10 protein-coding genes are annotated in these 12,771 nt (G+C 52.6%); 7 read left to right on the top strand and 3 right to left on the bottom strand.

Annotated elements, in window-relative coordinates:
* The first annotated feature begins 43 nt into the window (after positions 1-43).
* A complete protein-coding gene (gene yhdP, locus OGV98_RS03290) occupies positions 44-3,859 on the top strand; it encodes an AsmA2 domain-containing protein YhdP (RefSeq protein WP_058842409.1) in 3,816 nt (1,271 codons plus the stop codon).
* A 161-nt stretch (positions 3,860-4,020) separates the two neighbouring features.
* Positions 4,021-5,466: a metalloprotease TldD gene (tldD, locus tag OGV98_RS03285; RefSeq protein ID WP_003025183.1), complete on the top strand. Its 1,446-nt coding sequence runs from the start codon at positions 4,021-4,023 to the stop codon at positions 5,464-5,466.
* Between the two features lie 86 nt (positions 5,467-5,552).
* On the opposite strand, the gene aaeR is transcribed toward tldD, so the two are convergent.
* Complete coding sequence (gene aaeR, locus OGV98_RS03280) at positions 5,553-6,482, bottom strand: HTH-type transcriptional activator AaeR (RefSeq protein WP_003839896.1); 930 nt, start codon at positions 6,480-6,482, stop codon at positions 5,553-5,555.
* A 184-nt stretch (positions 6,483-6,666) separates the two neighbouring features.
* Between aaeR and aaeX the strand changes: the two genes are divergently transcribed.
* The 4 genes from aaeX (at position 6,667) to OGV98_RS03260 (ending at position 10,181) form a co-directional block, all read left to right on the top strand.
* Entirely contained in the window at positions 6,667-6,870 is a 204-nt protein-coding gene (aaeX, locus tag OGV98_RS03275) for a p-hydroxybenzoic acid efflux pump operon protein AaeX (protein ID WP_003025177.1), read from the top strand.
* Between the two features lie 7 nt (positions 6,871-6,877).
* On the top strand, positions 6,878-7,810 hold the full coding sequence (gene aaeA / locus OGV98_RS03270; protein ID WP_003025174.1) for a p-hydroxybenzoic acid efflux pump subunit AaeA: 933 nt from the start codon (positions 6,878-6,880) through the stop codon (positions 7,808-7,810).
* A gap of 5 nt (positions 7,811-7,815) precedes the next feature.
* Positions 7,816-9,783, top strand: coding sequence for a p-hydroxybenzoic acid efflux pump subunit AaeB (gene aaeB, locus OGV98_RS03265; protein ID WP_003025171.1), 1,968 nt, complete (start codon positions 7,816-7,818; stop codon positions 9,781-9,783).
* Between the two features lie 119 nt (positions 9,784-9,902).
* Entirely contained in the window at positions 9,903-10,181 is a 279-nt protein-coding gene (locus OGV98_RS03260; protein ID WP_003025168.1) for a barstar family protein, read from the top strand.
* Positions 10,182-10,238: 57 nt separating this feature from the next.
* On the opposite strand, the gene yhcN is transcribed toward OGV98_RS03260, so the two are convergent.
* The gene (gene yhcN, locus OGV98_RS03255; protein ID WP_003025165.1) at positions 10,239-10,505 is read right to left on the bottom strand and encodes a peroxide/acid stress response protein YhcN; all 267 of its coding nucleotides are present in this window, start codon (positions 10,503-10,505) and stop codon (positions 10,239-10,241) included.
* Between the two features lie 376 nt (positions 10,506-10,881).
* Positions 10,882-11,352 carry a transcriptional regulator ArgR gene (gene argR, locus OGV98_RS03250; protein WP_003025162.1) on the bottom strand — a complete coding sequence of 157 codons (471 nt, stop codon included), beginning with the start codon at positions 11,350-11,352 and terminating at the stop codon, positions 10,882-10,884.
* A 436-nt stretch (positions 11,353-11,788) separates the two neighbouring features.
* On the opposite strand from argR, the gene mdh reads away from it, so the two are divergent.
* Positions 11,789-12,724, top strand: a complete 936-nt coding sequence (mdh, locus tag OGV98_RS03245) for a malate dehydrogenase (protein ID WP_003025158.1) — start codon at positions 11,789-11,791, stop codon at positions 12,722-12,724.
* Positions 12,725-12,771 lie beyond the last annotated feature (47 nt).

Here is a 12,771-nt window from a genome sequence, read left to right as displayed (position 1 = left end):
CAAGGGGTGTGAGTCATATTTTTTGGTAGACAAGGAGAGGTGCGTGAGGCGATTGCCGGGGATATTACTGCTCACTGGAGCCGCATTCGTTGTCATCGCAGCGCTGCTGGTCAGTGGACTGCGCCTTGCGTTACCTCATCTTGATAGCTGGCGTCCAGCCATTCTTGGCAAGATTGAATCCGCTACAGGTCTACCTGTTTCCGCCAGTCAGCTTTCTGCCAGCTGGCAAAATTTCGGTCCTACGCTTGAAGCGCGTAATATCCATGCGCAGCTAAAAGATGGGGGAGAATTTTCGGTAAAACGCGTCACGCTGGCGCTGGATGTCTGGCAAAGTTTGCTGCACATGCGTTGGCAGTTTCGCGATCTCACCTTTTGGCAACTGCAGTTGCGCACCAATACTCCTATCCAGCGTAGTGAAGGCGGAGATGGAATTGAAACCGACCATCTCAGCAATCTCTTCCTGCGTCAGTTTGATCATTTCGATCTACGCGACAGTCATATCAGCTTTATAACCCTCTCAGGCCAACGTGCTGAACTGGCGATCCCACAGCTTACCTGGCTGAACAATAAAAATCGGCATCGCGCCGAGGGTCAGGTCAGCCTCTCCAGCCTGACCGGACAGCACGGCGTTATGCAGGTGAGGATGGATCTGCGCGACGATAATGGGCTATTGAATAATGGTCGGGTCTGGTTGCAGGCAGACGACATTGACGTCAAACCGTGGTTGGGCAAATGGATGCAGGACAATGTCGCCCTGCAAACTGCGCGTTTTAGCCTGGAAGCATGGATGACGATCAATAAAGGCGTTGTCTCCGGGGGGGATGTCTGGCTGAAGAAAGGCGGTGCCAGCTGGCTGGGTGAAAATCGTACGCACACGCTCTCCGTCGATAATCTGACGGCGCACATCAGCCGTGAAGAGGCGGGCTGGCAATTCTCTATTCCCGATACTCGTATTACCATGGATGATAAACCCTGGCCGAGCGGCGCATTAACGCTGGCCTGGATCCCTGAGCAGGAAGTCGGTGGTGAGAATAACAAGCGCAGCGACGAGCTTCGCATTCGTGCCAGCAATCTGGATCTGGCCGGATTAGAAGGTCTGCGCCCGATGGCGTCCCGGTTATCGCCTGCGCTGGGTGATATTTGGCGCGCCACGCAGCCGAGCGGCAAAATAGATGTGCTGGCGCTGGATATCCCGTTACAGGCGACAGAAAAAACCCGCATCCTGTCATCGTGGACCAATCTGGCCTGGAAACAGTGGAAGTTGTTACCGGGGGCTGAGCATTTCTCCGGTACGCTTGCGGGCAGTGTTGAAAATGGGGCGCTCACCGCCTCCATGAAGCAAGCCAAAATGCCGTATGAAACTGTCTTCCGCGCGCCGCTGGAAATAGAGAACGGCGTGGCGACGCTAAGCTGGCTGAAAAATGATAAAGGTTTTCAGTTAGATGGGCGCAACATCGATGTTAAAGCGAAAGCGGTACGCGCGCGCGGTGGTTTTCGCTATCTGCAGCCCACTGGAGATGAACCGTGGTTAGGCATTCTGGCTGGCATTAGCACCGACGACGGCTCTCAGGCCTGGCGCTATTTCCCGGAAAACTTGATGGGCAAAGAGCTGGTTGACTACCTCAGCGGCGCTATTCAGGGCGGCGAAGCGGATAACGCCACGCTGGTGTATGGCGGTAACCCGCATCTGTTCCCGTATCTGCACAACGAAGGGCAATTTCAGGTTCTGGTGCCGCTACGTAACGCGAAATTTGCTTTCCAGCCCGACTGGCCTGCGCTAACCGATCTCAATATTGAACTGAACTTCATTAACGATGGTCTGTGGATGAAGACGGATAGCGTCAATTTAGGCGGCGTGAAGGCCAGTAACCTGACGGCTAATATTCCCGACTATGCTAAAGAAAAACTGCTGATTGACGCCGATATCAACGGGCCGGGCAAGGCGGTCGGACCTTATTTTGATGAGACGCCGCTTAAGGACTCCCTCGGCGCCACGCTTGAGCAGTTGCAGATTGACGGCGATGTGAATGCTCGCTTACATCTGGATATTCCGCTAGACGGCTCGCTGGTTACCGCCAAAGGCGATGTCAACCTGCGTAATAACAGCCTGTTTATTAAACCGCTCGACAGCACGCTGAAGAATTTGAATGGTAAATTCAGCTTTATCAACGGCGATCTGAAGAGCGAGCCGATGACGGCGAACTGGTTTAATCAGCCGCTGAACGTCGACTTCTCCACCACCGAAGGGGCGAAAGCCTATCAGGTAGCTGTGAACCTGCAAGGCGACTGGCAGCCAACCCGCATGGGGATTTTACCAGCGCAGGTCAACGATGCCTTAAGCGGCAGCATGGCGTGGAATGGCAAGGTGGGTATCGATCTTCCGTATCATGCCGGACCGACCTACGACATTGAGCTAAAAGGCGACCTGAAGAATGTAAGTAGTCACTTACCTGCTCCGCTGAATAAGGCAGCCGGTGAGGCGTTACCGGTGAACGTTAAGGCCAACGGCAATCTGCGCAGTTTTGAACTGACCGGCAACGCGGGCAGTAAGAACCACTTTAACAGCCGCTGGCTGCTGAATCAGAAACTGACGCTTGACCGCGCAATCTGGACGTCGGAAAGCCGCACCGTGCCCGCGTTACCCGATCAGCAAGGTATTGAGCTTAACCTTCCCCCTATGGATGGCGCGCAATGGCTGGCGTTGTTCCAGAAAGGCGCAGCAGATAACGTTGGCACCAACGCCAACTTCCCGCAGCGCATCACGGTGCGTACGCCATCGTTATCCCTGGGCGGTCAGCAGTGGAATAATTTGAGTATCGTGTCTGAGCCTGCGAGCAATGGCTCCATCGTGCAGGCGCAGGGACGTGAAATAAATGCCACGCTGGCTATGCGCAATAATGCGCCGTGGCTGGCCAATATTAAGTATCTTTATTACAACCCCAGCGCGGCGAAAGCGTCGCCGACGAAAGCACCACTGAATAGTACTCCAGCCTCGCCGTTTTCCGCCGTGGACAACGTCAGCTTCCGCGGCTGGCCGGATGTTCAGTTACGCTGTGCCGAGTGCTGGATGTGGGGACAGAAATATGGGCGTATTGATGCCGATGTGGCGATTAAAGGCGACACGCTAACGCTGAGTAACGGTCTGTTGGATACAGGCTTTGCCAGATTGACCACCGATGGTGTGTGGGTGAACGCGCCGGGCAAAGAACGAACGTCACTGAAGGGTAAACTGAGCGGCAGTAAAATTGACTCCGCTGCCAGTTTCTTTGGCGTATCGACCCCGATTCGTAACTCTTCGTTCAACGTGGAGTATGACCTGCACTGGCGTAACCCGCCATGGGATCCAGATGAAGCTTCGCTGAATGGGATTTTGCGTACCCGGTTGGGCAAAGGTGAGCTTACTGAACTCAGCACCGGACATGCGGGGCAACTATTGCGACTGCTGAGCTTTGATGCGTTGCTGCGTAAACTGCGTTTTGATTTCAGCGACACCTTCAGCGAAGGTTTCTATTTCGATTCGATTCGCAGCACGGCCTGGATCAAAGATGGCGTGATGCATACCGATGACACGCTGGTGGACGGTCTGGAGGCAGACATTGCGATGAAAGGCTCGGTGAACCTGGTACGCCGGGAGCTGGATATGGAAGCCATTGTCGCGCCGGAAATTTCTGCCACCGTAGGCGTTGCCGCTGCGTTTGCTGTCAATCCGATTGTCGGCGCGGCGGTGTTTGCTGCCAGTAAGGTTCTGGGACCATTGTGGAGCAAAGTGTCGATTCTGCGCTATCGCATCACCGGTCCGGTCGATAAGCCGCAGATTAACGAAGTTCTGCGTCAGCCGCGCAAAGAAAGCCAGCAATAATTTGACGGGGGCGAGTAATTGCCCCAATCTCAACATAGATCCTCTACCGCAGTCCGTAGGCCGGATAAGGCGTTCACGCCGCCATCCGGCATTGAAGTGCCTGATGGCGACGCTGGCGCGTTTTATCAGGCCTACAACAGTAACTAATGAGTAGCAAAACGATGAGTCTGAACCTGGTAAGTGAACAATTGCTAGCGGCAAATGGCCTGAAACATCAGGATCTGTTTGCCATCCTGGGCCAACTGGCCGAACGCCGTCTTGATTACGGCGATCTCTATTTTCAGTCGAGCTATCACGAATCCTGGGTTTTAGAAGACCGCATCATTAAAGATGGTTCTTACAATATCGATCAGGGCGTTGGCGTGCGCGCCATCAGCGGCGAAAAAACAGGGTTTGCCTATGCAGACCAGATTAGCCTGCTGGCGCTGGAGCAGAGTGCTCATGCTGCCCGTACTATCGTGCGTGACAGCGGTGACGGCAAAGTAAAAACGCTGGGAGCTGTGGAGCATCAGGCGCTTTACACCTCGGTTGATCCCCTGCAGAGCATGAGCCGCGAAGAGAAACTGGATATTCTGCGCCGCGTAGACAGCGTGGCGCGTGCCGCCGACAAGCGCGTCCAGGAAGTAACCGCCAGCCTGACCGGTGTTTATGAACTGATCCTGGTAGCAGCGACCGACGGTACGCTGGCCGCTGACGTTCGCCCGCTGGTACGCCTGTCCGTAAGCGTACAGGTGGAAGAGGACGGTAAGCGCGAGCGCGGCGCCAGCGGTGGCGGCGGTCGTTTTGGCTATGACTATTTCCTGGGCGACCTTGATGGTGAAGTTCGTGCTGACGCATGGGCGAAAGAAGCCGTACGCATGGCGCTGGTTAATCTCTCTGCGGTAGCTGCGCCTGCTGGTACGCTGCCAGTAGTACTCGGCGCTGGCTGGCCTGGCGTTCTGCTGCATGAAGCGGTCGGTCATGGTCTGGAAGGCGACTTTAACCGCCGTGGTACCTCGGTATTCAGCGGTCACATGGGGGAGCTGGTAGCGTCAGAACTGTGCACCGTGGTGGATGACGGCACAATGGCGGACCGTCGTGGCTCTGTGGCTATTGATGATGAAGGCACGCCGGGTCAGTACAACGTGTTGATCGAAAACGGTATTCTGAAAGGCTACATGCAGGACAAACTGAATGCGCGCCTGATGGGCGTCGCGCCAACGGGTAACGGTCGCCGCGAATCTTACGCGCACCTGCCGATGCCACGTATGACCAACACCTATATGCTGCCGGGGAAATCTACGCCGCAGGAAATCATCGAATCCGTTGAATACGGTATTTATGCGCCTAACTTCGGCGGCGGCCAGGTGGATATCACCTCCGGAAAATTTGTGTTCTCTACGTCTGAAGCATATCTGATTGAAAACGGTAAAGTCACCAAACCGGTGAAAGGCGCGACGTTGATTGGCTCTGGTATCGAAGCGATGCAGCAGATTTCGATGGTGGGTAACGACCTGAAACTGGATAACGGGGTGGGCGTGTGCGGTAAAGAAGGGCAGAGCCTGCCGGTGGGCGTGGGCCAGCCGACGCTGAAGGTGGATAACCTGACCGTGGGTGGCACCGCATAACATCATGATGTATGCCCGATAAGCACCAGTGCGCTCGGGCATCTTTCCGGATGCGGCGTCAATGCCTTATCCGGCCTACACTTTTTTTATTTCTCTTTTCCCCGACCGTACATTCCCTGAAACAGCTGCGCTACATCGACAAAATAGTCTGTCAGATAGTTAATCACCACCTGCACCTTGAGCGGCAATTTGTCTTTTTCGGTATACAGCGCATAGACCGGACGCGGATCCGACTGGTAGCGGGGAAGCAGTATCTCCACTTCGCCACGATTGATCTCATTGATCACCCACATCAGCGGTACATAGGCAATGCCCGCGCCTGCGGCCAGCCAGCGCACCAATGTCATCGGATCGTTAGTCACAAAACGACCCTCTGGGATCAGGCGGGTGGAAATTCCTTCCGGAGCGATGAGCTCGAATTCATTATCCGGGCGTACGCTGTATTCCAGCCACGAGTGGTTGCTGAGATCGGCAGGTTTCTCCGGGGTGCCAAACTGTGCGAGATAGCTTTTCGCCGCGCAGACCACCATCGGCATAGCTCCCAGACGGCGTGAAAACAGGCTGGAGTCCTGCAACGCGCCGACGCGGATAACCACGTCCAGACCATCAGCGATTAAATCCGGGGCCGGGATACCGGTCACCAGATTTACCGTCAATCCCGGATACTCTTTCAGCATCGTGGCGGTTAATCCGGCGAGGACATTTTGTGCCATAGTTGAAGAACAGCCAATGCGCAGAGTGCCGATGGGCGTGTTGTTAAAGGCATAGAGTTGCTCGTGAACATCCTGCGCTTCGTGCAGCATTCTCCGGCAGCCCTGATAATATATTTTACCGGCTTCAGTTAGCCCAATGCTACGCGTGCTGCGGTTTAGCAGCTTGACCTGTAGCTCATCTTCCAGTTTTGAGACCGTCTGGCTTATCGATGAAACGCTCATTTGTAGCTGTCTTGCGGCGGCGGTGAAGGAGCCCATTTCGACAACTTTGGCGAACACCGACATACGTTTTAATCGTTCCATTGTTCACTCTGGCTTAAAAGTGATTTAGATCACATAATATAGATAACAGCATAACAGTTACGTTAATATATTATTATTCAAATAACGGCTATGTCGCTCTCGCCTGGCTCATCCTTGCCCTTCTCTGCGGTGACATACGCTAGAAAATCTATCATCTGCACTCTCTTACGTTACCAAGGTCAACATGAGTCTGTTTCCCGTTATCGTGGTGTTTGGTCTGTCCTTCCCACCGATTTTTTTCGAATTACTTTTGTCACTGGCGATTTTCTGGCTGGTGCGCCGGGTGCTTGTTCCGACTGGCATCTATGATTTTGTCTGGCATCCGGCTCTGTTTAACACCGCGCTGTATTGCTGTCTGTTCTATTTAATAACGCGCCTGTTCGTTTGAGGTTGAAGTGAAAACACTAACAAGAAAACTCTCCCGCACGGCCATTACCGTGATACTGGTCATTCTGGCCTTCATCGCTATTTTCCGCGCATGGGTGTTCTACACCGAGTCGCCGTGGACACGTGATGCGCGTTTCAGCGCCGATGTCGTCGCGATTGCGCCGGATGTTGCGGGCCTTATTACCAACGTTAACATCCATGATAACCAACTGGTGAAAAAGGATCAGATCCTGTTCACTATCGACCAGCCACGCTATAAGAAAGCCCTCGAGCAGGCCGAAGCTGACGTGGCCTATTATCAGGTACTGGCGCAGGAAAAACGCCAGGAGGCCGGTCGTCGTAACCGATTGGGCGTGCAGGCTATGTCTCGTGAAGAGATTGACCAATCAAACAACGTCCTGCAAACCGTATTACACCAGCTTGCGAAGGCGCAAGCGACCCGCGATCTGGCGAAATTAGATCTGGAACGTACCGTTATTCGCGCGCCAGCAGACGGCTGGGTGACTAACCTGAACGTCTATAGCGGCGAATTTATCACGCGCGGTTCCACGGCGGTGGCGTTGGTCAAACAGCATTCTTTCTATGTGCTGGCGTATATGGAAGAAACCAAACTGGAAGGCGTCCGCCCTGGGTATCGCGCTGAAATCACCCCGCTTGGCAGTAATAATGTGCTGAAGGGGACTGTTGATAGTGTGGCGGCTGGCGTAACGAATGCCAGCAGCACGCGGGACGCCAAGGGTATGGCGACCATTGATTCCAATCTTGAATGGGTGCGTCTGGCGCAGCGTGTGCCGGTGCGAATTCGTCTTGATGAGCAGCAGGGAACCTTGTGGCCTGCCGGGACGACGGCGACCGTCGTCATTACCGGCAAGCAGGATCGCGATGCCAGCCAGGAATCTTTCTTCCGTAAAATGGCGCACCGCCTGCGCGAGTTTGGTTAATCGCGATGGGTATTTTCTCCATTGCCAACCAGCATATCCGCTTTGCGGTAAAACTGGCCTGCGCGATTGTACTGGCGCTGTTCGTTGGCTTTCACTTCCAGCTTGAGACCCCGCGCTGGGCGGTGCTGACCGCGGCCATTGTGGCGGCAGGTCCGGCCTTTGCCGCTGGCGGAGAACCTTATTCAGGTGCTATCCGCTATCGAGGCATGTTGCGTATTGTCGGGACATTTATCGGCTGTATTGCCGCCCTGATCATTATCATCAGCATGATCCGCGCCCCGCTATTGATGATCCTGGTGTGTTGTATCTGGGCCGGTTTTTGTACCTGGATCTCGTCGTTAGTGAAGATTGAAAACTCTTATGCCTGGGGGCTTTCAGGCTATACGGCGCTGATCATCGTCATTACTATCCAGGCTGAACCGCTGCTGACGCCGCAATTTGCGCTCGAACGCTGTAGTGAAATTGTGATGGGTATTGTCTGTGCCATTGTTGCCGACCTGCTCTTTTCGCCCCGTTCGGTGAAACAGGAGATTGATGTCGAACTGGATAGCCTGCTGGTGGCGCAATATCAGCTTATGCAGCTGTGCATTAAGCATGGCGACAGTGAAGAAGTAGACAAAGCCTGGGGAGATTTAGTCCGGCGTACGGCGGCGCTGGAAGGGATGCGTAGTAACCTGAATATGGAGTCCTCGCGCTGGGTGCGGGCTAACCGCAGACTCAAGGCATTGAATACGCTGTCGCTTACGCTTATCACACAATCCTGCGAAACCTATCTTATTCAGAACACCCGACCAGAACTGATCACCGATACCTTCCGCGAGTTGTTCGATACGCCGGTTGAAACGGTACAGGATGTCCATAAACAGCTGAAGCGGATGCGTCGGGTGATTGCATGGACCGGTGAACGTGACACACCTGTCACAATTTACACCTGGGCCGGGGCGGCAACGCGCTATCTGTTACTTAAACGTGGAGTTGTCAGCAACACCAAAATTAGCGCTATCGAAGAAGAGATCCTGCAAGGTGAACCGGTGGTGAAAGTGGAATCTGCCGAGCGTCACCATGCGATGGTTAACTTTTGGCGCACCACGCTTTCTTGTGTGCTGGGAACCTTATTCTGGCTGTGGACCGGCTGGACATCCGGCAGCGGCGCAATGGTGATGATTGCGGTCGTCACCTCGCTGGCAATGCGTTTGCCCAACCCGCGCATGGTGGCGATAGACTTTATCTACGGTACGTTGGCGGCGTTACCGCTCGGGGCACTCTATTTCCTGGTGATTATCCCTAATACGCAGCAAAGCATGTTGTTGCTGTGCCTGAGCCTGGCAGTGCTGGGATTCTTTCTGGGGATTGAAGTACAGAAACGACGGCTGGGTTCGATGGGGGCGCTGGCCAGCACCATTAATATCATCGTGCTGGATAACCCGATGACCTTCCACTTTAGCCAGTTCCTTGACAGTGCGTTGGGGCAGATTGTTGGCTGCATGTTGGCGTTTATCGTCATTCTGCTGGTGCGTGATAACTCTCGTGACAGAACGGGTCGTGTGTTGCTCAACCAGTTTGTCTCGGCGGCGGTTTCAGCGATGACCACCAACGTGGTACGTCGTAAAGAAAACCACCTCCCGGCGCTTTATCAGCAGCTGTTTTTGCTGATGAACAAATTTCCGGGCGACCTGGCGAAGTTTCGCCTGGCGCTGACCATGATCATCGCACACCAGCGCCTGCGCGATGCGCCGGTACCGGTGAACGAGGATTTATCCGCATTCCACCGCCAGCTTCGCCGCACTGCCGATCGCGTGATTTCCGCAGGAAATGACGACAAGCGTCGACGCTATTTTAGCCAGTTGCTGGAAGAGCTTGAGATCTATCAGGAGAAATTAATCATCTGGCAAGCACCACCACAGGTGACCGAGCCGGTAAAACGACTCAGTGGGATGTTGCACAAATACCAGCATGCGCTGGTCAGTAATTAAGAGTTGAAAACCGACGCTAAAAGCGTCGGTTTTTTTATGGCTATACTTACCTGAAAATGCGAGAGACCCCTACATATTGGCGGTCTGTAGAGTGGCTGGCGTCGGGATGGTGGCTATAGATGAATATCTATACATTTGATTTTGACGAGATAGAAGACCAGGGTGATTTCTATCGTGAGTTTACGCGCACGTTCGGTCTCGCCAGGGAGAAGGTGGTTGATTTAGATTCTCTGTGGGAGGTGGTTATCGGGGAAGTTTTACCGTTGCCGCTGGAGATTGAATTTGTCCATTTACCGGACAAGCTGCGCAGGCGATACGGCGCGCTGATTTTACTGTTCGATGAAGCGGAAGAAGAGCTGGAAGGGCAGTTGCGTTTTAACGTTCGTCACTCAATGTAAGACATAAAAAAGCCCCCGGCAGGCGGGGGCAAGTCGTCGGACTTAGACGACGAGGGTTTATTTGTAGAGTTCTGCAGTAGCGTGCCAGTGAGCACCTTCACGGAGTTCGGTGACGCGATAGCTGCTGGCGCCTGCTTTTTCAGCCTTAGCGGCGATGGCCTGACGCATGTCCATTGGTGAACTACCGATCTGAGATACGGAGATGCTACCCATAGATTGCAGATTCTGTGCTTCTTGTGAGTTCACCTGAGTAACCGCGGCGCTTGCACCGAAGGAGAGAACAGAAAGAAGGCTTAAGGTTGCAATAGTAGTTTTGATTTTCATGATATTTACCTCGTCGAATTCTTTTATAGGGGTCTGTGTTTCGTGACCCTCATCACAAAATCAAGTATACACTAATAACCTTATAAATTAATACCACGCTAATTGTTTCCGTGGGTATTAAGTGTTAAGAAAAATATTTTTTATAACCAAATGGAATTAAAAAGAGCGTTTCGAACATTTTAAAAGAAATAAATTAAATAAAATCAATTGGATATGGTTTTTTGCAAAATGTGCGTTTTTAATCCTTCATATTCACTACGTGAATGGTTTTTGACGGTTAAACGCACCATTTGTTAAATGCATAGCAGTTAAAAATAGACGGAAGGGGGTAGAAAGAGAGTGTTTTCCCCCGCCGCGAGGCGACGGGGAGGCGGTATTACAGTTCTTGTTCGAACAGTTCCAGAATGGCTTCGTAGAGATCTTTTACCGTAAAACCCTTAGCTGGGGTGGTGAAGATGGTATCGTCACCGGCAATCGTACCCAGGATACCTTCCGCTTTCCCCAATGAGTCCAGCAGACGTGCAATCAACTGAGCAGCGCCAGGACTAGTATGAATAACCACGACCGCATCGTTATAGTCGATATCCAGCACCAGATTTTTCAGCGGACTGGAGGTTGTAGGCACGCCCAGTTCCGCCGGAAGGCAGTACACCATTTCCATTTTCGCATTGCGGGTACGCACGGCGCCAAATTTGGTCAGCATGCGTGAAACCTTGGACTGATTGATATTATCAAAGCCCTGATCCTGCAATGCGAGGACGATTTCGCCTTGAGAGCTGAACTTTTCTTCTTTAAGCAGCGCTTTAAACGCCTTTACTAATTCTTCTTGTTTTGCCGAGCTTCGCATAAGTCACCCGTAATATGGCGGTAGAAACAACATTATTGTGCATACAGATGAATTTTTATGCAAACAGTCTGCCTTGTTCAAGGCTGAAATAATGTTATGAAAGAGCGGAATTTTATCAAATTTCGTTATCAAGAAACATGCCTGTGTCACGGCTCGCAAATAAGGTTAAAAGTAAATTAAATGTTATCAAATTGATGTTGTTTTGAGGGGTGGGTAGGGTATATTGTCAGCACCTGTTGGAAAGTTGCTCTACTGTGCGGGTGGTTTTGAATTACGTAACTTAGGTTTTATTTTACGTAAGTTAAATGCATAAAAGCCAAATTTGCGTGACTACGCATTCTTGACGCGTGGTTGTTGTATTCGTTGGATTTGTGAATTAAGGTCGCCGCCGCGGAGCAATAGACACTTTGCTTATCAATATAATAAGGAGTTTAGGATGAAAGTTGCAGTCCTCGGCGCTGCTGGTGGTATCGGTCAGGCGCTAGCATTACTGTTAAAAACCCAACTGCCTTCAGGTTCAGAACTCTCCCTGTACGACATCGCTCCAGTAACGCCTGGTGTGGCCGTTGATTTGAGCCATATCCCTACTGCTGTGAAAATCAAAGGCTTCAGTGGCGAAGACGCTACCCCTGCACTGGAAGGTGCTGATGTAGTACTGATCTCCGCGGGCGTCGCACGTAAACCGGGTATGGATCGTTCCGACCTGTTCAACGTTAACGCCGGTATCGTGAAGAATCTGGTGCAGCAGGTTGCTAAAACCTGTCCGAAAGCATGTATCGGTATCATCACCAACCCGGTGAACACGACCGTTGCTATCGCTGCAGAAGTCCTGAAAAAAGCAGGCGTATACGATAAGAACAAACTGTTTGGCGTGACCACGCTGGACATCATCCGCTCCAACACCTTTGTTGCGGAACTGAAAGGCAAGCAGCCTGGCGACGTTGAAGTCCCGGTTATTGGCGGCCACTCTGGCGTGACCATTCTGCCGCTGCTGTCACAAATTCCTGGCGTAAGCTTCACCGAGCAAGAAGCAGCTGACCTGACCAAACGTATCCAGAATGCGGGTACTGAAGTTGTGGAAGCTAAAGCCGGTGGCGGATCTGCAACCCTGTCTATGGGTCAGGCCGCAGCACGTTTCGGACTGTCACTGGTTCGCGCACTGAGCGGCGAAAAAGGTGTGGTTGAATGTGCTTACGTTGAAGGCGATGGCCAGTATGCTCGCTTCTTCTCTCAGCCGCTGCTGCTGGGCAAAAACGGCGTAGAAGAGCGTCAGTCTATCGGCAAGCTGAGCGCGTTTGAACAAGCCGCGCTGGAAGGTATGCTGGATACGCTGAAGAAAGATATCACTCTGGGCGAAGAGTTCGTTAAGTAACGAACTGCCCAAAAGTAAAAAACCGGAGCACTTGCTCCGGTTTTTTT

It is taken from the genome of Citrobacter sp. Cf136, assembly GCF_030333815.1.
Classification (GTDB): domain Bacteria; phylum Pseudomonadota; class Gammaproteobacteria; order Enterobacterales; family Enterobacteriaceae; genus Citrobacter; species Citrobacter freundii.
This window is presented reverse-complemented; position numbering and strand designations above follow the sequence as displayed.

What these genes read in the sequence shown, in the direction of transcription:
- argR (WP_003025162.1), bottom strand. Translation starts at nt 11,352, where the DNA reads ATGCGAAGCTCGGCAAAACAAGAAGAATTAGTAAAGGCGTTTAAAGCG.
- mdh (WP_003025158.1), top strand. Translation starts at nt 11,789, where the DNA reads ATGAAAGTTGCAGTCCTCGGCGCTGCTGGTGGTATCGGTCAGGCGCTA.
- aaeB (WP_003025171.1), top strand. Translation starts at nt 7,816, where the DNA reads ATGGGTATTTTCTCCATTGCCAACCAGCATATCCGCTTTGCGGTAAAA.
- tldD (WP_003025183.1), top strand. Translation starts at nt 4,021, where the DNA reads ATGAGTCTGAACCTGGTAAGTGAACAATTGCTAGCGGCAAATGGCCTG.
- aaeX (WP_003025177.1), top strand. Translation starts at nt 6,667, where the DNA reads ATGAGTCTGTTTCCCGTTATCGTGGTGTTTGGTCTGTCCTTCCCACCG.
- yhcN (WP_003025165.1), bottom strand. Translation starts at nt 10,505, where the DNA reads ATGAAAATCAAAACTACTATTGCAACCTTAAGCCTTCTTTCTGTTCTC.
- aaeR (WP_003839896.1), bottom strand. Translation starts at nt 6,482, where the DNA reads ATGGAACGATTAAAACGTATGTCGGTGTTCGCCAAAGTTGTCGAAATG.
- OGV98_RS03260 (WP_003025168.1), top strand. Translation starts at nt 9,903, where the DNA reads ATGAATATCTATACATTTGATTTTGACGAGATAGAAGACCAGGGTGAT.